Origin of the sequence: Vibrio coralliilyticus ATCC BAA-450 (genome assembly GCF_000176135.1) — a bacterium.
GTDB classification, from domain to species: Bacteria; Pseudomonadota; Gammaproteobacteria; order Enterobacterales; family Vibrionaceae; genus Vibrio; species Vibrio coralliilyticus.
In genome coordinates, this window is sequence record NZ_ACZN01000016.1 from 623,159 (window position 1) to 646,061 (window position 22,903).

Sequence of the window (22,903 nt, forward strand, 5' to 3'; positions counted from 1 at the left end):
GTGGTAAGAGTTTGCACTTGGCCTAAGCAATCTGCTCCGAGCCCAAACGAAGTAGCTTTTACTGATTAACTATAGTGAAATATAGATGTTATGTTAATGGAATGGGTTATATGCTTTTCGAGTGTTTAGGCTTCGCTGATTGTAGTTACGATCCGGCAAAACCGACTACATACTTTGGCCTAGGTGATTTAATCGCAGCGCTTGGGTTAGCTATAGCGTTCTGGCAATTGGTAACTCCTCTTATAAAACTGCGTATAAAATGTCATCAATTTAGTAAATTTGCTATCGGCTTGTCATCATTAGCGATCTTTTCTATTTTGATCGCAGCAGTACTCCCTTCTATCCCGGGAACAGCAATACCGTTGTTAGGATATCCACTATTTTGGGAGGTTTCTGCCACTGTATTCATCTTAGTTTCGGCATTAATAGCTTGGAGGGCTGCTACTACAAAAGTAACCCTTAAAGATGATAACTTCCAGCTTTACCAAAGAGAGTTATTCCAAGCACTAGAAGGGCAGGATAAAGGTGCACTCTTTTCTATCGTAGATGAGCTGTCAGTACCAAACATCAAGTATCTTGCCATCAACTACTATTGTGAACATGAGTGTGAAAACAAAAGGTTGGCTCACAACATAATTGTCATGCTCTCAGATGAAGACATCACAAATAACATAGTGATTCATAACCCTATGTTATTTTATAACCTTCTCGATGAGTTTTCACGTCATAGAGAACCAGACCGTGGCTTCTTTAATAAGCTTGTCGAGGAACTTATTTCAGCTAGTTGTAGGTGCGAAAACTCTTTCTTTTACCAGAGTGGGAAATTCCAAGGGATTGGCATTTTTAACGATAACGCTGGGGCGTTAATTTTCGGTTGCTATGACTTTCACAGTGCTTATCGCGTTTATAATCTGAATGGTTTCTTCTCGTATGGTGAGCCTTTCGTTAATAGAAAGGGATACTGGGAATCATATCACGTACTAGCAAAGATCTCAGTAGACACGATTCTTTACGGGAAATCTTACGATGGAAGTGTCTACAGTAGAGAAGACTTATTCTCGAGTTTTGTGATTGGTTTAAAAAATACAATTGACCTCTTACATCAAGTATCAGATGACGCGAAGTTTACCGCGCGATATGTGTTTAATGATGTTCTCCAGTACTCATTTCAGTCATACCTAACCTATATGAACAAATTTCAATCCGACCCACACTTAGATGGAAATAGACCTTTAGAGAAAGAGTGGGTCGATGTGTTGGATAGATTCACGCTCCTCAGCTCAAGAGCTGACTATTCAGATAAGTACTCAAATGGTCAAGTTTTTGCCGACATTTTTGAATGGCTTTTCTCGGATCTAAATGAACTAGGTAGCAATAAATATCAAGAAAATATCATCGATGCGTTTCTCGAAGGACTCACTTCCAAAACAAACCGTGCACTGGACATAAATTGCAATCTTCATGGCTACAAATATGTTGTAAGGCAACTCATTAGCTACATTAGATTTGAAGATGTCACTGTTTATCAGTCTAAACGATTATACTCGGAGAAACTTTCCACTTTTTGTGAAGTAGTAAGTAGAAGCGTACTGTCCAATATTACTAGCTTTGATAAAACTGATAAATTGGAAATTCTACTTCCTAGTAACGTAAAATTGAATAGAATCGGTGGTTATGTTAGATATGAATATACCAGCTCTTTCCGAGACTACAGGTTGATAGATAAAGTAGATGGTTAGTTGTAGTAATCCATACAGGAACTTACACATACGCTCGTCAGTCACGACTCTATCGTACTACTGTTACCATATGTCGCATTTTGGACAGAATATGCCAGCGATTTTTGTAAATTAGCGCAACTAAGATTAGTTTTTGCAAGGATAAAAATTTCTCAGAGATCCCCCTTACTTACATACTCAACCTTTCTGCTTTAACTTGAGCCAGTACACTAACCACCTCAGTCTGGTACTGTTCAATTGTGTATTCAAAATTAAAAAACTCATCGTAGCACCTATTAAATGCTCGTTCTTTAAAGTTTTTGTACCAACTGATGGTGTTTAGTCCATACTTTTCAATTAGTGGCTGCACGACGTTTATACAGTTTTGTTGTAGAAGCATTAATGAGAATTTTTCCAACATCATTGAACCAAAGAAATTTTCAGATAAATAGTCTTTAAGTTCTGTTTCACTCATCCGATTAACATCACATATATGTTCCTCTACAATCCGATTATAAATCTCCATATACTTTGATTCTGAGTAACACTGAATTAGAGCCGTAAACTCAGCAATTTGCTCTCTCGTTAAACTTGAAAGTAACTTTTTTCCTAACTCACTTTTCTTTGATAGCTCCTGTGTAATTTTATCAAAATCAGGCTTATATATTCGGGTTTTACTCTTCGTGCGTTCATATTCTGACAGATACTCTTCCACTGGCTTATAATCAAAATACACATCAAATATTGTTCTGGTCGCTTCCAAATTTAGGTGCTTTGGTTTGTTAATAATTTTCAGGCTGTGATTTAAATAATGATTACTTTCTATTGCAGAAATCGTTTTGCTATACAAGCCACTTGATAACTTAAATTTATCTCTGACAAATGGTTTGGCTTGCTTAGCTATGGGTTCGCCCTCTTTACTTTCGTATTTAGCAAGCATCAAAGAAATTGACTGCAGGTCATAAAGTGAAAGCTGATTTGGTGTGGTCACCCAACTGTACTCGTATTTCATCTCATTTGTAATATCATCCTGAAAATCAAACATCTTGAATAGCAATGTAAACCTGAGTTCAAGTATTCCAATGTTTATAAGTGGTGTTTCAGATAAATGAACCTGACTATCGTTGCTGGCAGGATATCTAAATGTTTGGCCTGTAGGGTCGATATCTGCAATATCTTTGATGTAAGGGTCAAGAAGGGGGACAAGCTTGTTGAAACGTGAATCGATTATAGGAGCATATTCACTAACCAGACTCCATAATTTAGAAAGGTTATGAGTGGATGCTTCATCTATTGTAGGAAAGGGCATAAGTGTCCCCTTTAAAGAAGGATCTTTTGCTACTTTCGCATCCCTATACTGTTTAAGCTTCACGTCCCTTTTAGTCGCTAAAATACTTAAATCTTTCCACCATTTTTTTAGCCTTAGCTCAACGGCATGCCTCATGTTGAAACATATAGGATATACCAAATAATCAAGGTGAGTTCTTAATTCAGAAGATTCTTTCGCTGATCTAATTAGCTCCAGTGCAGCACTTGAAAACCCAAGTGCGTAATCAGTATTTGATCGTGGTTCTCCTTCAGGTGCGAAGCTACCATTGTGACCGACTGTGGCATTTAGGTGAATCGTTTCACCCCCAGAAAAGGTATCGTTTTCTATTCTTTGATTCACTATAACACCCTGCTATATAGCTGATATCCATTAAATAAATTAACTGCTTTCTCTTTAGATATTTGATTTATAATAGGTTTATTAGATAAATTAAGTCAAAGACTAAGCTCGAGAATTGTTATACATGCCCGTCCGGCAAACTTTGGGGCAAGTCGTCTGAGCCAAGAACACACTACAGCCAAGAGCACTACACTGACACATTGATTGACAGAAATTAGTTAAAGCATTAACTCTACCACTAAGACTCAAATCAAATTTTTGTAGTTTGCTCAAACTAGTTGATTTCATCTGGTAATGATAGGCTTGAGTGCTATTCACATGATGATTGATTTCTTTATAATCATGGTTTTATGGTTATTGTGAAGCGAAAAACAATGAAAAATGGCGATGTATATCGAGGGATAAATTTTGAAATTGAGCAAACAGATGCAGGATACGTGGGGCTGGTCGATTTGCAAAAGTACAGTAAATCCATTAGCCGAGATAGTTTGGCAGAGTTGAAATGTGCCTTGAGAGAGAATGTTGATGAGTTCTTTAATCAACACCCAGATATATCGCCTAATAATAGAGCGGAACCAAGTACAGTTGTGTATTGGCTTTTTGCTTGTATCGGTATTCTATGGATGTTGTGGTTATGGGGCAGTTATCCGGGAGATTTAGTTACTGATGGTTTTAATTTGGTTAACTCCAGCGAAAACTCGTCAACAGGTAACGTAAAATCAAGTTGGTTGAATGACTTTGGCTCATTTTTCAACAATATGGCAGCACCTATTATTTCTTTGCTATCGTATTTTGGTTTGCTCTATACGCTCGTCCAACAAAACAAATCCCATAGAGTTTCTCTAGATGAGTTGGAGCTAACTCGGCGTGAACTGCAAAGCTCTGCGGAAGCGCAAAGGGATCAAGCAGGGACTCTTGAAGAGCAGTTAAAGGAAGCGAAAAGAACAGCCAAGCAAGAACGTTTTGATAGTACGTTTTCAAGCCTGTTGACCGAACATAACCAGATGCTCAGCCAATTATCTGGGAATAAGAATGTTAAGTTGTATGATACTGAGCATAGAGGGCTAGAAAAAGAGTCGTTGAATGATATTCGCAACGTTATTCTGGATGATTCAAGCTTAAGCCGATATTTTCGAAATCTATATCAACTACTTAAATATATTGCAAAGAATCATGTAGATAACACAGAAAAAATCTTCACTGACGAGTACTTGAAGGGTGTGCCCTCAGAGGAAGAAAAGTATTATTCAAGCTTAGTTCGATCAATGCTCCCAATGAACATCTTAAGGTTACTAGCAGTAAATTGTCATGATGGTGTTGTCGACGATCATTCCTTCCATAAATATTTCTTACTTATAGAAAGATATAGCTTTTTAGAGCATTTGAATGTAAACAAGCCATTAACGTTTAATAAACAAGGCTGGAATACAAATTCTTCAAGAGATTATATTCCGAATGCGTATGAGATGATCTTGAAGGCTTATTCTCACAAGTCATTTGATCAAAATGAAAGTCTCAAACAAAAAGAAAAAAATTTGTCTCAGTTGCTAAAAAAAGGCGCGAAAGTGGCCATAAGTGATCAAAGTATTCTTAATAGAAGTTATTATGATGGCAGTGTTTATCACAAGGTCAAAGAAAGTAACGCATCGTAAAGACAATAATCTTTTTAGATGAGGAAATAGACGGCTCCGTAGCGACTTTTAGCTCTATCTAATTTTGGGGCAGAAGCACTTTATGGCAACCTGTCAGATCTAGCCAAGTGAGGTTACTAAGCTGACAGGTTGTTATCAGATTAATTAAGTTTAGTCGTTTGCAAATGTCTTACGCACTACAATTTTCATTTTGGTTGCTAAGATTCGTTTGGAGAACTCTCGTAGAGTGATAAAAAGCGGCTTTCCTATCACAAAAAACCTCTCGATAATCGTCATAAGAATCGACAACAAAGATAACTCGTAGGTTTTCTATTGAACGAGCTGTTAATCGATTACGCAGCCAACCTGAAAAGTTAGGATCCTTTAACGCCTCGACACCGTAGAGCCAGAGCCAAGTAGGATACTCATTTTCCTCAATAGACTTATTCAGCTTCCCTGACGACGTGAAATTTTGTTTCCACTGATTCAAATCAATTGTTTTTACAGCGACCCCTAAGGATTCATTAATTCGTTCAATATTAGAGATTAACGAGTTGGTCAAGTCTGGACGAAACACGTGATGCATACGCATATCTAGGGCCCAAGCACATCTAACATATCGTTCTAAACCTACTTCATAATCATTGAAGTTAGCTTCGATGTCTTCAAGCGTTTTTGCATGCATTTACTGTACTCTTAGTTTTATCGTTACGTTATCGCAACTTTTAGTTCGTTAGTATGGTAACTCTTAACGAAAAGACTTTCGAATAGAAATCAGTTTGCTACTACAATGGTCCTCAACTCTTTTTAGGTTTGTACACATGTCGATTGGTTTGTTAACTCGTAAAGAGAAGATGAGAGATAAGTTGATGTGGATTCACTCTATAATGAAAAGCGTGTGGTTATCTTCAGCCAAATGAATGAAAGCAGTATCAAACCTTCAAGACGAAAAAAGCGCAGATGGTTTACGTTATTGAACTACCTAACCGATTTTCAATGCTCTTATCTTGGCTAGTAGCTCATTGTTGACACCTTCTCCGAAAGCTGATTTCAAGTAACGATTAGGTGAGGCCTCGAGTAGAGCACTTTGTTCGAGATCGCCGCATACATACCATACAGCTTCTAGGTTTTGGGCATGGGCTAGCATCCTACGCAATGGATCGCTATTCCCCATACGAACACTTGTTGTTACTTCCGGCGCTAGCTCATCGTTGCTAATCAAATCTTCATTGATGAAAAAACTCCTTGGATATCTAGCATCTAATGGGAAGAGTTTTAACCCGGAGTAGGCAGCTGCTTCACGTAGTTTGTTTAAACCAATGATGTCTGGTGAGATCAATTTACAAAGGGGCATTGTAGGGGCTGCTTGCCAATTCTTGTATCTTGTACAACGATCTTGATCTGCACGAATATACCCGTTTGAGAACAATAGACTGTTGGTGTCGAAGTATAAAATTTTCAACTTTAAACCTCCGGGCGAGTTAACTGTACTTCAAATTCTAATTTCATCACTTTCTAAAAACCAGTACCCATATTCGTCCCACTCTCCCCGCCACTTTCGATAAAAAACCGCTGTTTATACAGCGGTTTTTTCGTATCTGGTCTATTAGTCTGAACTTAGCTCATCTGAATTCATAGGGTGAGACTAGCCCTTTATCCTTCCGCTTTTTTATGAATTTTTCTCTGGGCTCTTTTGCCGCGCGGCAACACTTGCGTCAAAGTTGGCAACTCGATCTGTGAATGCCGCTGACATGCTTTTAGGAATAGAAGTCGCTAACGGTAGATTGGCTTTCATCGGGTCAACGGCTCGGTTTCTCACCAGTACTTCAAAGTGAAGGTGTGGCCCCGTCAGACGACCTGTTGCTCCGGAGAGGGCGATCTTCTGTCCTCTCTTCACGTGTTGTCCTTTTTTAACCAGAAAACGGCTGAGATGTAGGTAACGGGTTTTGTATACGCTGTTATGCTCGATAACCAGATATTTGCCTGCGTAAGGGTGGTTTCGTACAGCAATCACTTTTCCATCTCCCGTAGAGTAGATAGGAGTGCCGACCGGTGTTGCGAAATCGGTGCCGTTATGAGGTGAAATTCTGCCTGTGACCGGGTGCCTCCTTTTAGGGTTAAAAGGCGAAGTGATACGGCGATAGGCTTTGGTTATCGGGTATCGATCAAAGGCTTGTTCTAAGCTATTACCTTCTCTGTCATAAAAGCGTCCATCGTCAGCGAGAAAAGCGGCTATTTCGTGACTTCGCATCGACAAGGAAATTCCCTCAATTTCGGCATTCCCTGTTTTATGATCATCGAGGTACTGTTCCTTAACTAGAATGTTGAACGAATCACCCGCGCGCAGATCACGAGCAAAATTTACCTTGTCCCTTAACACTCGTGTGATGTTTGCGATTTGCGTTGTGCTTAATCCTAGGCGATGCGCCGCCACAGAGAAGCTTCCATTGACCTCACCAGAGTAGAGCTTTGAACGCCAGCTACCGGGCTGTTCATCAAAACGATAGCTAAATTGCCCACTGTCGTCTTTTTCGTAAATTGCTTGCTCTACCAAACTCTCATGGAAGATCAGTGCGTTGAGTTTGCGTGTTTCATTATCAACAACGAACTCTAAATGATCGCCGGGTTTGATCGTATCCAGCTTAAGTGAAACCAGATCCGCTTCTAGAATGTGTTGTAGCGTCTGATAAGGCAGATGCCAAGCTGAGAAAATTGAACTTAATGTGTCACCTACTTTCACGATGTAGTGGACTTTCATCGGTTGAAACTTTGAAGTCACCGCATCGGGAAGAGATTGGTAGGGGACTATGGGGATTTTAACTTCAGGTGAGGGTGTTTCTTTGGTTGTTTCAACTTGAATGAATGCAGCGATGGAAAAACAAGTGACAGCGATGAGTGCTAGTAGAGAGCGTTTTGAAAGCATAGCAGGTGTTATCTATGAAATTATCGAAATGTTATAACATAACATTCTGGGTGTGTGTAGTGTTGTTGTGTCAATGTCAGTGAACCGTATTGATTAAGGTGACGGCCTAAGTTGGGCAGTATTACAGAAATTGCTTACGAAATGCTGAAGGCGTTATGCCTTTCATGGTTTTAAACTGGCGATTGAAGTTAGAAAGATTCTGAAAACCTGTCAGTTCGGCAATTAGCGCGATTGGTTTTGCAGAACTTGCGAGCAACTCACACGCTTTGCCTATTCGATACTGCTTCAAATGTTCGGAAAAACTCACCCCAAAATGCTTTTCATACATGCGATACAAAGAGCTCTCACTCATATGAAGAAGTTGGCAAAGATCGGAAACCTTAATAGGGCGGGCGTAGTGCTCCTCTATATAGAACCTAGCTTGCTGAATTCTTTGATAGGACTCTTTATCATCTTCAAAGCGGTGTAAATGGTAGGGAGTCGCTGATAAGGTTTGCCGAGTTTGATCTTCCACTAGGAGCAAAACAATCTCCATGACTCTGACGGCCTGTATTGGCAGGGATTGTTGCTCTAAGTCTCGAGTAATGACGTTGACTCTCTGGGCGGTTTCCTTACTAAACCTGACTCCGTAGGCGGCTTCTGCCAATATGCGTTTAAAGTGATGGGCTTCTGGAATCAGGTCTTGCAGTTTCTCTAGCCATTGGTGTTTAAACCAGATGACAACGGTGTGATGTGTGCCTTGTTCCTCTCGTGATAAACGACCACTCAGCATGTGCGGTAATCCAGGCCCGTATAACAGCAGTGTGTTGTGATCGATCTTACCCACTGCATCACCCGCAAAGTAATTACCTTCAAAGGCGTCGTGCGGATCTAGGTAGAGCACCAGTTCATATTCAGAATGGTAGTGCCAGGCACAGGCATACTCTTGCTTGATAACATCGCAACAATAGTGTTTGACCAACCAGTTAAAGCTAGGGTGATTGCTGATGTTTTCTATAAACGGTTTCAATTCGAAGTTCTCCCCTGACACCTTACTAGGCTAATGAAACTGCGCGAAAACTGTCAATGAAAATACATCTATTGGTGGAAAAGTATCAGATGTAGGTCGAATACTATTAATTTAGCCGTACGATACTATTTAAAATTAAGCGGTTTTCTAAAGTGAATCTCTATCTCCAAATAGCATAAAGAGCAGAATATGCATAAAGACAGAACCGCGATACTTTTTATTATCACAGCCTTCATTTCTGGGCTTTGTGGTGCTTTTTTTTACCCGCTTTCGAGCCTGTTTATAGTGGAAGCTTTGGGGGCTTCTCCAATGATGCTGTCTGCCTACATGGTCACAGCGGTTGTTAGCTCAGTGATTGTCTCACAGGTCATAGCCCGCTACTCAGATCAGGGTTGGCAAAGAAAGCGAATACTGATTGTGTCGTTGAGCTGCTATTTGGTGACCGTGGTGAGCTTTATCTTTATTCGCGAATTTTGGTTGGCGATAGTGGTTGTGACGCTGTTTGGCAGTGTCAGTGGTGCTTCTTTTGGTCAATTGTTTGCGCTAGGCAGAGAGTATGGCGACAGTCGGTTTGAAGATAGCACCAGCTTTTTGTCGATAATGCGGGCAGGGATTGCGATTGCTTGGGTGTTCGGTCCGCCCGTGGCGTTTATCCTTAAAGCTCAGTTTGGTTTCAATGCTTCTTTTGCTGCGTCAGCCTTTATCATCTGTACTGCGATTGTCGTTATTGCATACTACCTGCCAGATAGTGTTGTAAAGCCTGATATCGAAGAAAAAGATAAAGTGACAGCTCCTAGTTCAATAAACTTTCTGATTGTGTTGTATGCCTTTGTTGTGGTGTTCGCCTTTGCGGCAAACAACTTATACATCGTCAGTATGCCGCTCTATTTGTCTCAGGAGTTAAAAGTGGAAGCAAACTGGCTTGGAGTGCTGTTTGGAGTGGCAGCGTTGTGCGAGATCCCAGTCATGTTCTACGCCGGAAAGCTGGCTGCTAGGTTCGGTACCGTACGTGTTATGTCGGTCGGTTTGGTGAGTGGTTGTTTGTTCTTTGTGACCATGTTGATCGCAACAGACAAAGCCATGCTGATTGCTGCCCAGATCTTCAATGGCATTTTCATTGGCAGTTGTGCAACGTTGGGAATGGTTGCGCTACAGGACATGATGCGTGACAGGTTGGGAACTGCATCAACGCTGTTTTCAAATTTACTCAACGTTAGTATGTTAGCCGCCAGTTTAGCCGTTGGCATTGTTGGAGAGCTATTCAGTTACTACAGTGCTTTTTATGTCTGCTTGTTCGCGATAGTGCTAGCGTATCTATTGCTATCTCTATTCGCTTACAAGTTAAATAAAAAGCAGCGCCAAGCACCGTGTCCAGCGACGGCTTAATCAACCAATGAAAAGGAGCGCTTGATGCGCTCCTTACTTTTATGCTGCTGGGTAAACCATGGGGAAATCCAGTGATGGATGTTTGTCTACCAAAGACTTATAGCCGTAGACGGATTCAATCATTTCGGATGTCAGAGCTTCCCAAGGTGGTGCGTCACACACCAGCCCTCCGTCGTGCAGTACCACAAGGCGATCAGAATATTGAGCAGCCAAATTGAGGTCATGCAAGACCACAACTACGGCGGTGTTCTGCTCGTCTGCGAGTTGGCGAGCAATCTTCAGCGTATTGTGTTGATGGGCTAGATCCAGTGCAGATGTCGGCTCATCGAGCATCAAAATTTTCTCGTCGCCTGAGTGAGATAATTGCACTAATACGCGTGCCAGGTGCAGGCGCTGTTTTTCGCCACCAGATAAAGAAGGGTAGAGCCGCTCGGCAAGGTGCCCAACATCCGTCATCTGCATGTATTGTTTTGCTAACGTTTGAGTCTCTTTGTTAGGCAGGTTAAGTGGAATGGCACCTAGCTCAACCACCTCATGTGCCAGAAACGGGAAGCTCAAGGTGCTGTGTTGAGGCAGCATTCCAAGATGTTTGGCTAGTGTGCCTGCTTGCCACTCTTTTCGATGCTTACCAAAATACTGAATGTTATTGTTGGATGGAATTTCACCACAGAGCAACTTGAGCAACGTACTCTTTCCTGCTCCATTGGGACCAAGTAACGCAGTCACTTCTCCCGCTTTAATCTTGATATCCACATCATCCAAAACTTTGCGTTTTCCAAAACGCATTGAGATACCTTCACCGGACAGTACAACTTTTCCCATTACAAGATCTTCCCTTTTTGTTTGAACAGCAGATAGATAAAGAATGGCGCGCCAATGATAGCGGTGACGATACCAACAGGGAGTTCAGCGGGCGCAAAAGCAACACGAGAGAACATATCAGCGAAGGTGAGGAGTAATGCCCCCATCAACGCAGAAATCGGTAGTAGCGTACGGTGGTCAGGGCCAGACAGCATCCGGCCTAAATGCGGGATAACCAAACCAATGAAACCGATCATGCCAGATACGCTGACTGTCACGCCGACACCAATGGCAGTAAGCAGTATGAGTTGGCGTTTGAGCTTCTGTACGGGGATACCAAGGTGATTTGCTTCCGCCTCACCTAGTAATAAGGCGTTGAGAGGCATGGCTTTACGCATAAAAATAACCATCAGTATCAATAGAGTGACGGCACAAAGCGTAATGCTGGTCCAGTTAGCACCAGCCAGAGAGCCCATTTGCCACAGCGATAAGTCCCGAAGCATCTGATCATTGGCGACAAAACTCATAAAGCCGATACCAGCGCCAGACAAAGCGCTGATCGCTACGCCTGCTAGGAGCATAATGGTCACTGACGTTCCCATTTTGCTGGTCCCGAGCTTATACACCATGATGGTTGTCAGAGCACCACCAAAGAAAGCGAAAAGAGGTACGGCGGCAAAGTTCATTAATTGAGGATAATCAATACTGAATTTTGCAAACATCACGATCGCGAAAGCGGCCCCCAAAGAAGCACCGGCAGAGACACCAATGATACCCGGCTCTGCGAGTGGGTTACGAAACAGCCCTTGCATCACCGTGCCGCAAATCGCCAATATGGCACCTACCAGCATGCAAAGCACGGTTCTAGGGAAGCGAATCTCGTGGATGACCATATTGATGTGAGGCGCGAGATCGTTAGAGCGAATAATCAGACTGTATACGCTGTCCATAAAACTGATGTTCATGGGACCAACAGTCACAGAGGTTAGCGCTGTCAGCGCCAGTATGGAGCCGAACAGCGTTAGAATTGCGGATAGAGGAATACGACGTAACAACATAAATACGGGCGTTTATTCTACGGTAGTCAGGATCTGGCTTAGTCGCTCAGCTTCAGAAAGACTCTTCAAGCCAAGACCGCCGACAAGTGCATGGCCGTCAACAGTAATAATGTTCTTTGATTGACCAGCAGGTGTGGCCGCCAATAGTGGCATTTTAGCCAGAATGGCATCAGCGCCACCCATCTTCTCATAGCTACGACCGCTAACCAGGATGACATCAGGTTGCATCTCTACCATGGCTTCGGTAGACAGTGGCTTGTATGAATCCAGCTTACTTGCCGCAGGGTTAACGCCTCCCGCCAGCTCGATGATTGCATTTGGTGTTGTGCTTGCTCCCGCTACATTGGCCGGGCGTCCTTCATGAATCAGCAGAAACAGGACTTTTTTGGCTTCTTTGGTTTTAGCTTTGTTTTTCTCAAGGCTCGAAATCTGCTGGTTTACTTCCGCTTTGAGCGCTTCAGCGTTCTTCTGGCTATCGGTTAGCGCCGCGATTTCATCAATGCGTTCCAGCAAGCCTTCAGGAGTCGGTAGGGTATTGACGATATCGACTTCAACACCAGCGGTTTTTAGTTGGCTCAGGCTCGTTTCTGGCCCCATTTCATCGGAACCAATCAATCGTGTTGGGTTGAGTGCCATCAAGCCCTCAGAGGATAAACGGCGATGGTAACCAATCTTTGGAAGCTTTAGATCTTGTGGCAGTTCGCTGGTGACATCTACGGCAACCAGCTGGTTTTGCTGCTCTAAGGCGAGGATAAGTTCTGTCACCGCACTACCCGCACTAATGATACGTTCATTCGCCATTGCTGTTGCAGCAACTGCAGATAGGGATAGGGCGGCAACTCCTTTGATCAATGTTTTCTTAAGCATAATAGACTCTATTGTTTTAATTCTTCCGTAAGTAGTTGTGTCGCCTGGATACTGTTTTCTTGTAAGAAGGCGAGTAGCTTGACGAGGTATTGCACGTCAGCGGTTTTCTCTGCACCAATCACTATCGGATGATTGTTTGATTTATGCTCTTCCAGCAGAGCAAGTTTGAAGTTTTCCCAATCAATGTATTCTTTGCCATTGATTGCCCAGTAAGGCTCATTTTCGAGAATATTGACGGTAATAGACTTAGTATCCACTTCCGCGACCACTTGTGAGTCAGTCGTTGGAAGGTCGACTTCCAGTGAATCGAGCTTGACGGCGGCGGTGAGCATCAGGAACACCATGACGATAAAAATAATATCCAGTAGAGGAGTGAGATCAGGAGTTAGACCGAAGTTACTCTTCTCTTGTGATACTTTGATCATGATGACGCCTCGGTCACTGGTATTGGGGCTTTCGCCGATACTTGAGGTGAAACGTGTTGGAGACTGATGCCTTCCAACCATAAGTTAACGTAGTTGAGTGTGTGTTCTAGCTTCGCCATGACTTTATCCGCCCACAGGCCAAGCAACTGAGCGCCAGCAATGGCTGGTAGAGCGATCAGCAAGCCAGCAGCGGTTGTGCGCATTGCTAAACCAAGACCGTCAGCGAGATCGTTGGGTGTAATACTGCCCGTTGATGCGGCAACGCCTTTGAACATTTCTATAAGGCCAAGTACCGTCCCCAGCAGGCCAATTAATGGGCTGATCACACCGATGAGAGTCAGCAAACGAAGGCCAGAATTGAGTTGATGGCGCTTTTCCTGAAGCCACATACCCGCGGCATCTTCACGCAAAACTTTGGAAAACGAATGGTGGGCTAACAGCATCGCTACGCCTTTATATAGCAGTGGGCGGCGTGGAGAGAGTTTCTCTGCCAAGGCTTCTAGTTGCTGCTTGTCGGAAGGAGAAATTTGGTTGAGCTCATTACGGATAGCGCGCTTACCCACGCCCAGGCTGATCATGACCTGGAACAAACGTTCGGTGATGATCATAACGGTTAATGCTGAACAAATGATCAGTGGCCATGTCATCAGGCCAAGCTGTTCTTGTAATTGATTTAGTTGTTCCATTGTTAATCCAATTTAAAGCGAACGGGTAATCTGACGCGGTGGGCCATCTTTTGTCCGTTAACGATGTGCGGGGAAAATTTCCACTTTTTGATGGCTTTCAGAGCAGAGTTATCCAAGATGGTTGCTCCGGAAGAAGAAATTAAGATTTGTCTGACCTGATCACCGTTTTCATCCAGCCAGACTTCATACATAGCTACGCCTTCAAGCTTTCTTTTCTGTGCGAGTCTTGGATAGACAGGTCGAGTCGGTTTAGATAAGAAGCTAGGTCTGTTTACCAGTACCGGTTCTTGGCTAACGCCTTGGTTTACCTCAGCAGGTTGAGGTTTCGTTTGTTCTACTACCTCTTTTTTCTTTTCTGCCTTCTCTACAGTTTTTTTAACAACAGGCTGATCTTGTGGTTTCTTTTGCGTTGTTTTTTTAACGGGTTTGTCAGTCTTTTTCTCAACCACCTTTTTCTGTTGTTTAGGTGCCTCTTTCTTTACTACCGGCTTCTCTTTCACCACTGGCTTTTTCACTGGTGGGTCGACTTTCGCTGGCTCAACTGGTTTAGGAGGCTCAGGTGCTTCTACGGGTTGTTCAGCGACAGGCTCCGGTTCCGCTGGCGGTTGTTGAGTGGGTACGGCTTTGAAGTTGATAGAGACCGTGGAAGATTGTGCACCAGCAGGCATCGCATGAAGCTTTGGTTCATCAGCGACAAAGAGAATTGCGGTATGAAGAGCAAGGGAAACGCATCCTGCTATCGCATATCTTTTTAGGTTCACTACCAGCCTCACGAATGAATCATTTTTTACAACATGGAATGAGATTATTACTTACAATCGAAATAAGATCAATTATCAATTGCATTATCATTTGCACCATTTTATGATCGTTCGCAGTTTTGAAAGATTTAGCGCGAGCCCTTGTGGAATAAGCGTTAAGAGATGTTATGTGATGTTAGATATTGATAAATTTGATGAATCGATTTTGGGAGAGGATACGCCTGATCCGTTGCGATTTGCGTTCCCCAAAAAGCATTCTGCTCATGCGGGCGGTATGGCATCTCCCATCATGCCTGAACAAAAAGTGCCACTTCTCAACACCTTGTATGAACAACAAGGTCAACGTAACAAAAAGCGTTGCCTATACATTCATATTCCTTTCTGCCGGGTCCGATGTACTTTCTGCAATTTCTTCCAAAATGCTGCGAGCCGAAAACTGGTCGATGACTACTTCGAAGCACTGATTAATGAAATCAAACAGAAGAGCGCTTTGCCTTGGACACAGACCGGTGTTTTCCATGCGGTTTATATTGGTGGTGGAACACCGACCGATCTCTCGACTGAGCAAGTGGAACGTCTGGGTAAAGCCATTCGTCAGTACTTCCCGCTTTCTACAGATTGTGAGATCACCTTAGAAGGGCGAATCAATCGATTCAGCGAAGAAATGTTTGAAAGAGCTCTGGAAGGCGGCTTTAACCGTTTCTCCTTTGGTATTCAGAGTTTTGATACCAAAGTCCGCCGTAGTGCAAAACGTCTGGATGATCGTGAAGTCGTCTTGGAACGTGTCGCGCAGCTCTCTGCCACCGAAGAGGCGCCAATAATTCTCGACCTTCTATACGGTCTTCCGTATCAGACGCTAGATGTGTTTGAGCAGGACTTGAATGATTTCATGTCGACAGGCGCTCACGGGTTAGATCTCTATCAGCTTGTGGTCGGTGGAACCGCGCCGATGCTGAATTTGGTTGAAAAAGGCAAGATGCCACCACCAGCAACGACACCAGATAAAGCATCAATGTATGAACTTGGTGTCGCTTTTATGGACAAACATTATATGCGCCAGCTAAGTGTTAATCACTGGGCAAGAGACAATCGAGAGCGCAGCCAGTACAACAGCCTCGCTAAGACATACGCTGAAGTATTACCTATCGGCTGTGGCGCTGGTGGCAACATTGGTGGTTATGGAATGATGAACCACCGTACATTAGAAACTTACATGAACGCGATGAAGTCTGGTGATTCAGTCGTCGCTATGATGACCAAGCAACATGCGCAGGAACCTTTGTTTGCTGCCATTAAATCTGGTTTCGACAAAGGTGTCGTTAGCCGTCATCAACTACCTTTATTAGCAGGTGAAGATACGTTTGATTTCTTTATGCCGCTGTTTGAAGTATGGCAGAACAAAGGCTTAGCGCGCATTGAAGGGGATTACCTAGCGTTGACTTTAGCTGGCAGCTTCTGGGCAGTCAGTTTGGCACAAGCCTGCATTCAAGTATTGCAAAAAACACATTCTGAAGTAATCGCGTCACACAAAGTGGCACTCTAAGTGGAATTATTATGGAAGCACTAAAACAACAAGTCGCTCAACTGATCGAGCAAGAACCGACACTTCTACCCGCTGCAATTGCAGAGCGTTTAGAGGTGTCTGAATTCGAAGCGGTAGCGGCTCTACCAGAAGAGATGATTGCCTTGGCTCCGGGAGAGCAAGCTCAGTCTTTCTTGGAAAACTTGGTCGGTTTTGGCCCAGTGACAACCATTGTTCATTCGTTCGGTTCAATTTTTGAAGTGAAGGCACCATTCCCGAAAGGCAAAGTTGCTCGAGGCTACTACAACCTGATGGGTAAAGAAGGCGAGCTTCATGGTCACCTTAAGTTAGACAACGTGAAAAATATTGCTTTAGTTAGCAAGCCGTTCATGGGGCGTGAGAGTCACTACTTTGGCTTTTTCTGTGAACAAGGTAATAACATTTTTAAAATCTATCTAGGACGCAACGAAAAGCGTGAGCTGATCGCTGAACAGGTAGAAACATTCAAGCAGTGGCAGCAAGAGCTACGCAAATAAATAGGAGCTCCGGCATGACAGGTTATGCCGGAAGCCAACATTATTAGAAATAAAAAGTATTGAAAAGTCAGGAGTTCAAAATGGATCCACAAGTAAAACAAGAGCGTCTTCAAGGTCGTCTTGGTCCGGAAATCAAAGAGTTTCGCCAAGAGCGCCGCACGCTTCAGCTAGCCACCGTTGATGCTGATGGTCAACCGAACGTGAGCTACGCGCCATTTGTTCAAAACCAGGAAGGTTATTTTATTCTGATCTCGGAAATTGCGCGCCACGCTCGCAACCTTCAGGTTAACCCAAATGTTTCTATCATGATGATCGAAGACGAAGATACATCAAAGCAGCTGTTTGCGCGCAAACGCCTGACATTTGATGCGGTAGCAACCGTTGTTGACCGTGAGTCTGAGCAGTGGCAACAAATTGTGGGTCAGATGAAAGAACGCTTCGGTGAAATCATTGATGGTCTGAGCCAGTTGCAAGACTTTGTTCTATTCAACCTGAAAGCGGAGAAAGGTCTGTTTGTAAAAGGCTTTGGTCAGGCTTATCAGGTATCAGGTGATGATCTGGTTGATTTTGTTCACCTTGAAGAAGGTCATAAGCAGGTAGAAAACGCTTAAGCTGTCCAATTAAGTCGAAAACTGTCTGATAAGGGAGCTATACTGGCTCCCTTTGTTGTATCTGAAAGGGAAAAGCGTGAAACCTGTAAGCAAGGATCATGGGGAAATTTGTTATCCCTTTATTTATGAAGACAGCCCAGTGTGTGACTTTGAGATTGCGGCGGATGAGCTGTGTACAAGGATTGGTCTGGTCCTGACGATGGATCTGGATGACTATAGCCGAGATGTCCTGCAACGAGTCCAGCCTTATGTTTATCACTTGAATGGTTCGGTGCGTGGAAAACTGGCAATTTTTGAGGATAACCTGCAGGAGCTTTATCATGATTACAATGCACTGCGTGAAAAGCTAGACGGAGGTTTTAAAGGCTTTGTATTGCCCGGAGGGCATCCTATTTCAGCAGAGTTGCATTTGTGCAGGACACAAGCGAAGAAAGTTGTGCGTGCTCTTGTAGCGATCGAACATGCAGGTAAAAAATCGCCTGATCCTATTTTGTTTCGATATGCTAATTTGCTAGCGAATGTCATGTATACGTTGGCTTCTTATACCAACCGCATGCAACAAGTCGTTGAAACGGAATTCGTTAGCAAAAGTTATCCAATGCCAAAATAGTATGGGGTAACGGAAATGAAAACGCCCGGCATTGAGCCGGGCGTTGTTTTAATCGGTTGATGATTATGCTTCGAAATCAACACCTGCTTCTTTGTACAGGCGGCGACAAGCTTTACCATCACTGTGGAACAAGTGACAACGGTGTGCTGGAATGCCTACCATCAGTTTGTCTCCAGCTTCTACCGCTAGCGTATCTGGTTGGCGATAGATCATATCCGCGTCAGCTGCATCAATGTGCATGTACACCTGAGTTTCGTTACCCAACTTCTCTACGATGTTGACTTCACCTTCAATGGCAGCATCACCTTGATCAGCTGGAAGCAAGTGCTCTGGGCGCACACCCAGTGACATACGCTCGCCACGTGTTACCGTGCGGCCATCAACTGGAATCCAGAAAGTGGTACCGTTAGCCAGTTGAACCATGACTCGATCGTCTTCTACAGCTTCAATGAAGACACTCATGAAGTTCATCTTAGGTGAGCCGATGAAACCAGCCACAAAGCGGTTTTGAGGGTAATGGTATAGCTCAAGTGGTTTACCAACCTGAGCAACATAGCCTGCGTCCAATACCACGATCTTATCAGCCATAGTCATAGCTTCTACCTGATCGTGAGTTACGTAAATCATGGTACAGCCTAGTTTGCGCTGAAGCTTAGTAATCTCAGAACGCATCTGAACACGCAAAGCAGCATCTAGGTTTGATAGTGGTTCATCAAGAAGGAAAACATTAGGTTGAGAAACCAGAGTACGACCAATCGCTACACGCTGACGCTGACCACCTGAAAGGGCTTTTGGTTGACGATCTAGCAGGTGACTCAGTTGAAGAATTTCCGCTGCGTGTTCAACGCGCTTGTCGATTTCACCTTTGTCGGCTTTCGCCAGCTTGAGGCCAAACGACATATTGTCGTATAAGTTCAGGTGTGGGTATAACGCGTAAGACTGGAATACCATACCTACGCCGCGCTGAGAAGGTTCAACTTCATTCATGCGCTCTTCACCAATGTAAAGATCACCCGAAGTAATATCTTCTAGACCAGCAATACAACGTAGCAGAGTTGATTTACCACAGCCTGATGGACCGACGAAGACAACAAACTCGCCTTCTTGAATGTCCAGATCAACGTTCTTTGAGATTAAAACGTCGCCATAAGCTTTACATACATTTTTTAACGTGACACTCGCCATCTAGCTCGCCCTCGATCAATATTTTTATTTTACTGCCCATCATTATATGAATTATCGCGCGAGCAGTAAGTGTAGGAATTCGGTAAGGTGAATTGAAGTGTAAGAAAATAAGGGTGATGGATTCAATCGCATCACCCGTCAAAGCCAAAATAAAGTTCGCTTCCCCCGTATGAAAGTAACTGTCTCCCCCGTTGAATCCAAACTGGTAATGACACCAGAATCACTACGAACATCTACTTCATAACAGCGAACCCCACGGCATTGCAAACCAGCTTTAGTTTGATTGCAAAGCAATCATAAACACACTGGAAAGGGTTCTTACCATCCACTCTTGGATGACTGTAGTTTGGCTTTCTTGGACTGTTACTGCATCCTCCTGATGATTTTTTTTAAAGGGGTAGTAGGCGGGGAGTAGGGAGAGGAGGGCTGATCGCACGGAGTTAGATCGAGTTCAAAGAAATCTGGGGTTTGATAGTGAAATCGATCACGTTAAGCGTCATTTTTGTGATTCTGGTCGCCTTCGTCGAAGGATGACGATCACGAAAATAGGCCATAATACCGAGGGCGTAGGGAGTAGGAGGATGAGCTAATTGACAGTTTAGCTAAAAATGTATGTCGAAATACGGTGAAACCTCTGAACGGTGGAACCCTACAACACAAATATAAAAAGGATATGATCATGAAAAACGCCCTAAGCACAGTGGCACTAGGTACCCTAGTTGCTCTTGGCTCATTTGGTGCAAATGCTGCTATCGAAGAAGGTCAATTAACTATCTGGATCAACGGCGATAAAGGTTACAACGGACTTGCTGAAGTAGGAAAACAGTTTGAAGAAGAAACGGGGATCAAAGTAACAGTTGCTCACCCAGACGCACTTCAAGACAAGTTCCCTCAAACTGCAGCGACCGGTGATGGTCCTGATATTGTGTTCTGGGCTCACGACCGTTTTGGTGGTTACGCTGAAGCAGGTCTTCTAAGTGAAATTAAGCCGTCTAAAGAAGTGAAAGAAGGCATCGTAGACTTCGCGTGGGATGCGGTTAAATACAACGGCAAAATCATCGGTTACCCAGTTGCGGTTGAATCTCTGTCTCTTATCTACAACAAAGACCTAGTGCCAAACCCACCTAAGAGTTGGGAAGAAGTTGAAGCACTCGACACTAAGCTGAAGAAAGAAGGCAAGTCTGCCATCATGTGGAACCTGAAAGAACCATACTTCACATGGCCACTAATGGCGGCTGATGGTGGTTACGCGTTCAAATACGGCGCAGAAGGCTACGACATCAAAGACGCGGGTATCGCGAACGATGGCGTCAAAGACGCAATGAACTTTGTAAAAGGTCTGGTAGACAAAGGCGTGATCTCTTCTGATATGGATTACTCAGTTTCTGAGTCTGCGTTTAACCAAGGCAATACAGCGATGACCATCAACGGCCCATGGGCTTGGGGTAACATCGAGAAATCTGGCATCAACTACGGTGTAACCACTCTGCCTAAATTCAATGGCCAATCTTCTAAACCATTCGTTGGTGTACTAACAGCGGGTATCAGCACAGCTTCTCCAAACAAAGATCTAGCGGTTGAGTTCATCGAGAACTACCTACTGACTAACGACGGTCTACGTAAAGTTAACAATGACAAGCCACTAGGTGCGGTAGCGCTTAACTCTTTCCAACGTGAGCTAGATGCAGACAAGCGCATTGCAGCGACAATGGATAACGCGATGAACGGCGAAATCATGCCAAACATCCCTCAGATGAACGCATTCTGGGGCAGCGCGAAAAACGCAATCATCAACATCGTTGATGGTCGTCAGTCTGTAGATGCAGCACTGGCTGACGCAGAAAAACAAATGACAAAATAATTGTCGACCTTTTTAAGGAGGGGGTAACCCCTCCTTCATTTCTTTGTTTTATTATCGCTAGCAGGTTCTTTTATGCAGTCAGTTCAAGGTACAGATGCTATGACATCACCAACAACGAGCTTGCCTTCAAGTAAAAATGTATTCATAAAGTGGGCGCTTCTTGGCTCAGTCGGTATTCTTAATGGCTACGCGACGATTCTAATGTATTCACGTGGTGAGATTGCGTTTGCACTTCTTACCCTTATCATAACCGCACTTGCCCTTTATATCTTTGGTAGTAAAAAGACTTACGCACATCGCTACATTTACCCAGGTATCGCAGGCATGATTTTATTCATCCTGTTCCCGCTGGCGTACACCGTTGGTCTTGCCTTCACTAACTACAGTGCGAAAAACCAGCTTTCTTTTGAACGTGCTCAGTCTGTTTTGCTTGATCGTACTTATCAAAGTGGTGATAGCTACCCGTTCTCTCTTATCAAGACAGAGAATGGCCACCGTATCTCTGTGAAAAAAGGTGATCAGCTGTTCGCAACAGAAGAATTCAACCTCGCTACGTTATCTGGTGATATGTCGTTGACTCCTGTCGAGCAAGTTGAAGGTGAAAAAGAGAAAATTAAAGCCATCATCAAGAATAAATCTGTTCTTGGCGCTGTAGACCTGCACTTGCCGTCAGGTGAAGACATTCGTATGAGTGGTTTGCGCAAGTTTGCGGCAGTTGTCCCACTTTACACTTTGCAAGCGGATGGGGAGACGCTCTACAACAATGAAACGCAAGAAAACCTACGCCCTAACAATGAAGTCGGCTTTTACCAACCAGTTGATGAAAATGGTCAATTTGTAGGCTCAACTGTCTCACCAGGCTTTATTGTAACTATTGGTACTGATAACTTTGAGCGTGTCTGGAAAGATGACGGTATCAAAGAACCCTTTATTAGTATCTTCATCTGGACGATTGTATTCTCGGCAGTCAGTGTCGCTCTGACTGTTCTGATTGGTTTGGTTCTGGCAAGTGTTGTTCAATGGGAAGAGCTGAAAGGGCGAGCGATTTATCGCGTATTGTTGATACTGCCTTACGCTGTTCCTGCCTTTATCTCGATTCTTATCTTCAAAGGTTTGTTCAACCAGAGCTTTGGTGAAGTGAACATGGTCTTGGAGGCGATGTTTGGCATCAGCCCAACGTGGTTCTCTGACCCGTTCTTGGCGAAACTGATGATCATCATCGTGAACACTTGGTTAGGCTTCCCTTACATGATGATTCTGTGTATGGGCCTACTTAAAGCGATTCCAGAAGATTTGTATGAAGCATCGGCGATTGATGGAGCGAACTTTATCGACAACTTCCGTCGCATCACGCTGCCACTTATGATCAAACCACTGACGCCACTACTAATTGCGAGCTTTGCGTTTAACTTCAACAACTTTGTATTGATTCAGCTTCTGACTCAAGGTGGTCCGAACATGATTGGTACGTCGGAGCCTGCGGGCTACACCGACCTATTGGTTAACTACACATACCGCATCGCATTTGAAGGTGCTGGTGGTCAGGACTTTGGTCTGGCAAGTGCAATCGCTACGCTTATCTTCTTGTTGGTTGGTGCGCTAGCGCTATTGAACCTTCGTGTAACAAAAGTAGCTCAGGACTAA

General features: G+C 43.7%; 21 protein-coding genes. 9 read left to right on the forward strand and 12 right to left on the reverse strand.

From position 1 onward, the window contains the following. The first annotated feature begins 110 nt into the window (after positions 1–110). Complete coding sequence (locus VIC_RS13955) at positions 111–1,739, forward strand: hypothetical protein (RefSeq protein WP_006960620.1); 1,629 nt, start codon at positions 111–113, stop codon at positions 1,737–1,739. A gap of 169 nt (positions 1,740–1,908) precedes the next feature. Here the strand turns inward: VIC_RS13955 and VIC_RS13960 are convergent, their stop codons facing one another. Continuing rightward, the gene (locus tag VIC_RS13960) at positions 1,909–3,387 is read right to left on the reverse strand and encodes a hypothetical protein (protein ID WP_006960621.1); all 1,479 of its coding nucleotides are present in this window, start codon (positions 3,385–3,387) and stop codon (positions 1,909–1,911) included. Between the two features lie 374 nt (positions 3,388–3,761). Here VIC_RS13960 and VIC_RS13965 point away from each other — a divergent pair, with 374 nt between their 5' ends. After that, the gene (locus VIC_RS13965) at positions 3,762–5,039 is read left to right on the forward strand and encodes a putative phage abortive infection protein (RefSeq protein ID WP_157622138.1); all 1,278 of its coding nucleotides are present in this window, start codon (positions 3,762–3,764) and stop codon (positions 5,037–5,039) included. 169 nt (positions 5,040–5,208) lie between these two features. Here VIC_RS13965 and VIC_RS13970 read toward each other — a convergent pair whose 3' ends face one another. From VIC_RS13970 to VIC_RS13985, 4 genes are all read right to left on the reverse strand, one after another. Next, complete coding sequence (locus tag VIC_RS13970) at positions 5,209–5,703, reverse strand: hypothetical protein (protein WP_050778623.1); 495 nt, start codon at positions 5,701–5,703, stop codon at positions 5,209–5,211. A 297-nt stretch (positions 5,704–6,000) separates the two neighbouring features. Further along, positions 6,001–6,372 carry a hypothetical protein gene (locus VIC_RS13975; RefSeq protein WP_236612180.1) on the reverse strand — a complete coding sequence of 124 codons (372 nt, stop codon included), beginning with the start codon at positions 6,370–6,372 and terminating at the stop codon, positions 6,001–6,003. Between the two features lie 315 nt (positions 6,373–6,687). Next, on the reverse strand, positions 6,688–7,941 hold the full coding sequence (locus tag VIC_RS13980; RefSeq protein ID WP_006960623.1) for a peptidoglycan DD-metalloendopeptidase family protein: 1,254 nt from the start codon (positions 7,939–7,941) through the stop codon (positions 6,688–6,690). Between the two features lie 121 nt (positions 7,942–8,062). Then, on the reverse strand, positions 8,063–8,950 hold the full coding sequence (locus VIC_RS13985; protein ID WP_006960624.1) for a helix-turn-helix domain-containing protein: 888 nt from the start codon (positions 8,948–8,950) through the stop codon (positions 8,063–8,065). Between the two features lie 189 nt (positions 8,951–9,139). Here VIC_RS13985 and VIC_RS13990 point away from each other — a divergent pair, with 189 nt between their 5' ends. Further along, the gene (locus VIC_RS13990; protein WP_006960625.1) at positions 9,140–10,336 is read left to right on the forward strand and encodes a sugar efflux transporter; all 1,197 of its coding nucleotides are present in this window, start codon (positions 9,140–9,142) and stop codon (positions 10,334–10,336) included. Between the two features lie 39 nt (positions 10,337–10,375). On the opposite strand, the gene VIC_RS13995 is transcribed toward VIC_RS13990, so the two are convergent. From VIC_RS13995 to VIC_RS14020, 6 genes are read right to left on the reverse strand one after another with little or no spacing between them, the layout of a single operon-like run. Next, positions 10,376–11,158 carry a heme ABC transporter ATP-binding protein gene (locus VIC_RS13995; RefSeq protein ID WP_006960626.1) on the reverse strand — a complete coding sequence of 261 codons (783 nt, stop codon included), beginning with the start codon at positions 11,156–11,158 and terminating at the stop codon, positions 10,376–10,378. Beyond that, on the reverse strand, positions 11,158–12,195 hold the full coding sequence (locus tag VIC_RS14000) for a FecCD family ABC transporter permease (protein WP_006960627.1): 1,038 nt from the start codon (positions 12,193–12,195) through the stop codon (positions 11,158–11,160). The genes VIC_RS13995 and VIC_RS14000 overlap by 1 nt, the downstream gene beginning before the upstream one ends. A gap of 12 nt (positions 12,196–12,207) precedes the next feature. Then, complete coding sequence (locus tag VIC_RS14005) at positions 12,208–13,062, reverse strand: heme/hemin ABC transporter substrate-binding protein (RefSeq protein ID WP_006960628.1); 855 nt, start codon at positions 13,060–13,062, stop codon at positions 12,208–12,210. An 8-nt stretch (positions 13,063–13,070) separates the two neighbouring features. Beyond that, the gene (locus tag VIC_RS14010) at positions 13,071–13,487 is read right to left on the reverse strand and encodes an ExbD/TolR family protein (RefSeq protein WP_006960629.1); all 417 of its coding nucleotides are present in this window, start codon (positions 13,485–13,487) and stop codon (positions 13,071–13,073) included. Next, positions 13,484–14,173, reverse strand: coding sequence for a MotA/TolQ/ExbB proton channel family protein (locus VIC_RS14015; protein WP_006960630.1), 690 nt, complete (start codon positions 14,171–14,173; stop codon positions 13,484–13,486). The genes VIC_RS14010 and VIC_RS14015 overlap by 4 nt, the downstream gene beginning before the upstream one ends. A gap of 2 nt (positions 14,174–14,175) precedes the next feature. Then, a complete protein-coding gene (locus VIC_RS14020; RefSeq protein ID WP_006960631.1) occupies positions 14,176–14,934 on the reverse strand; it encodes an energy transducer TonB in 759 nt (252 codons plus the stop codon). 169 nt (positions 14,935–15,103) lie between these two features. Here VIC_RS14020 and hutW point away from each other — a divergent pair, with 169 nt between their 5' ends. The 4 genes from hutW to VIC_RS14040 all read left to right on the forward strand — a co-directional run bounded on the left by hutW (position 15,104) and on the right by VIC_RS14040 (position 18,213). After that, entirely contained in the window at positions 15,104–16,477 is a 1,374-nt protein-coding gene (gene hutW, locus VIC_RS14025) for a heme anaerobic degradation radical SAM methyltransferase ChuW/HutW (RefSeq protein WP_172854086.1), read from the forward strand. Positions 16,478–16,488: 11 nt separating this feature from the next. Further along, on the forward strand, positions 16,489–16,992 hold the full coding sequence (gene hutX, locus VIC_RS14030) for a heme utilization cystosolic carrier protein HutX (protein ID WP_006960634.1): 504 nt from the start codon (positions 16,489–16,491) through the stop codon (positions 16,990–16,992). Between the two features lie 80 nt (positions 16,993–17,072). Further along, positions 17,073–17,603 (forward strand): heme utilization protein HutZ, encoded by a 531-nt coding sequence (hutZ, locus tag VIC_RS14035; RefSeq protein ID WP_006960636.1) that lies wholly within the window; start codon positions 17,073–17,075, stop codon positions 17,601–17,603. Between the two features lie 76 nt (positions 17,604–17,679). Next, positions 17,680–18,213, forward strand: a complete 534-nt coding sequence (locus tag VIC_RS14040) for an ATP:cob(I)alamin adenosyltransferase (protein ID WP_006960638.1) — start codon at positions 17,680–17,682, stop codon at positions 18,211–18,213. Positions 18,214–18,276: 63 nt separating this feature from the next. Here VIC_RS14040 and malK read toward each other — a convergent pair whose 3' ends face one another. Further along, on the reverse strand, positions 18,277–19,398 hold the full coding sequence (gene malK / locus VIC_RS14045) for a maltose/maltodextrin ABC transporter ATP-binding protein MalK (RefSeq protein WP_006960640.1): 1,122 nt from the start codon (positions 19,396–19,398) through the stop codon (positions 18,277–18,279). A gap of 679 nt (positions 19,399–20,077) precedes the next feature. On the opposite strand from malK, the gene malE reads away from it, so the two are divergent. Together malE and malF are read left to right on the forward strand one after the other, a co-directional pair. Beyond that, the gene (gene malE, locus VIC_RS14050; protein WP_006960642.1) at positions 20,078–21,259 is read left to right on the forward strand and encodes a maltose/maltodextrin ABC transporter substrate-binding protein MalE; all 1,182 of its coding nucleotides are present in this window, start codon (positions 20,078–20,080) and stop codon (positions 21,257–21,259) included. Between the two features lie 72 nt (positions 21,260–21,331). Next, the gene (gene malF, locus VIC_RS14055; RefSeq protein WP_039951955.1) at positions 21,332–22,903 is read left to right on the forward strand and encodes a maltose ABC transporter permease MalF; all 1,572 of its coding nucleotides are present in this window, start codon (positions 21,332–21,334) and stop codon (positions 22,901–22,903) included.

What these genes read in the sequence shown, in the direction of transcription:
- VIC_RS13955 (WP_006960620.1), top strand. Translation starts at nt 111, where the DNA reads ATGCTTTTCGAGTGTTTAGGCTTCGCTGATTGTAGTTACGATCCGGCA.
- VIC_RS13965 (WP_157622138.1), top strand. Translation starts at nt 3,762, where the DNA reads ATGAAAAATGGCGATGTATATCGAGGGATAAATTTTGAAATTGAGCAA.
- VIC_RS13970 (WP_050778623.1), bottom strand. Translation starts at nt 5,703, where the DNA reads ATGCATGCAAAAACGCTTGAAGACATCGAAGCTAACTTCAATGATTAT.
- VIC_RS13975 (WP_236612180.1), bottom strand. Translation starts at nt 6,372, where the DNA reads ATGCCCCTTTGTAAATTGATCTCACCAGACATCATTGGTTTAAACAAA.
- VIC_RS13980 (WP_006960623.1), bottom strand. Translation starts at nt 7,941, where the DNA reads ATGCTTTCAAAACGCTCTCTACTAGCACTCATCGCTGTCACTTGTTTT.
- VIC_RS13990 (WP_006960625.1), top strand. Translation starts at nt 9,140, where the DNA reads ATGCATAAAGACAGAACCGCGATACTTTTTATTATCACAGCCTTCATT.
- VIC_RS13995 (WP_006960626.1), bottom strand. Translation starts at nt 11,158, where the DNA reads ATGGGAAAAGTTGTACTGTCCGGTGAAGGTATCTCAATGCGTTTTGGA.
- VIC_RS14000 (WP_006960627.1), bottom strand. Translation starts at nt 12,195, where the DNA reads ATGTTGTTACGTCGTATTCCTCTATCCGCAATTCTAACGCTGTTCGGC.
- VIC_RS14005 (WP_006960628.1), bottom strand. Translation starts at nt 13,062, where the DNA reads ATGCTTAAGAAAACATTGATCAAAGGAGTTGCCGCCCTATCCCTATCT.
- VIC_RS14010 (WP_006960629.1), bottom strand. Translation starts at nt 13,487, where the DNA reads ATGATCAAAGTATCACAAGAGAAGAGTAACTTCGGTCTAACTCCTGAT.
- VIC_RS14015 (WP_006960630.1), bottom strand. Translation starts at nt 14,173, where the DNA reads ATGGAACAACTAAATCAATTACAAGAACAGCTTGGCCTGATGACATGG.
- hutX (WP_006960634.1), top strand. Translation starts at nt 16,489, where the DNA reads ATGGAAGCACTAAAACAACAAGTCGCTCAACTGATCGAGCAAGAACCG.
- hutZ (WP_006960636.1), top strand. Translation starts at nt 17,073, where the DNA reads ATGGATCCACAAGTAAAACAAGAGCGTCTTCAAGGTCGTCTTGGTCCG.
- malK (WP_006960640.1), bottom strand. Translation starts at nt 19,398, where the DNA reads ATGGCGAGTGTCACGTTAAAAAATGTATGTAAAGCTTATGGCGACGTT.
- malE (WP_006960642.1), top strand. Translation starts at nt 20,078, where the DNA reads ATGAAAAACGCCCTAAGCACAGTGGCACTAGGTACCCTAGTTGCTCTT.
- malF (WP_039951955.1), top strand. Translation starts at nt 21,332, where the DNA reads ATGCAGTCAGTTCAAGGTACAGATGCTATGACATCACCAACAACGAGC.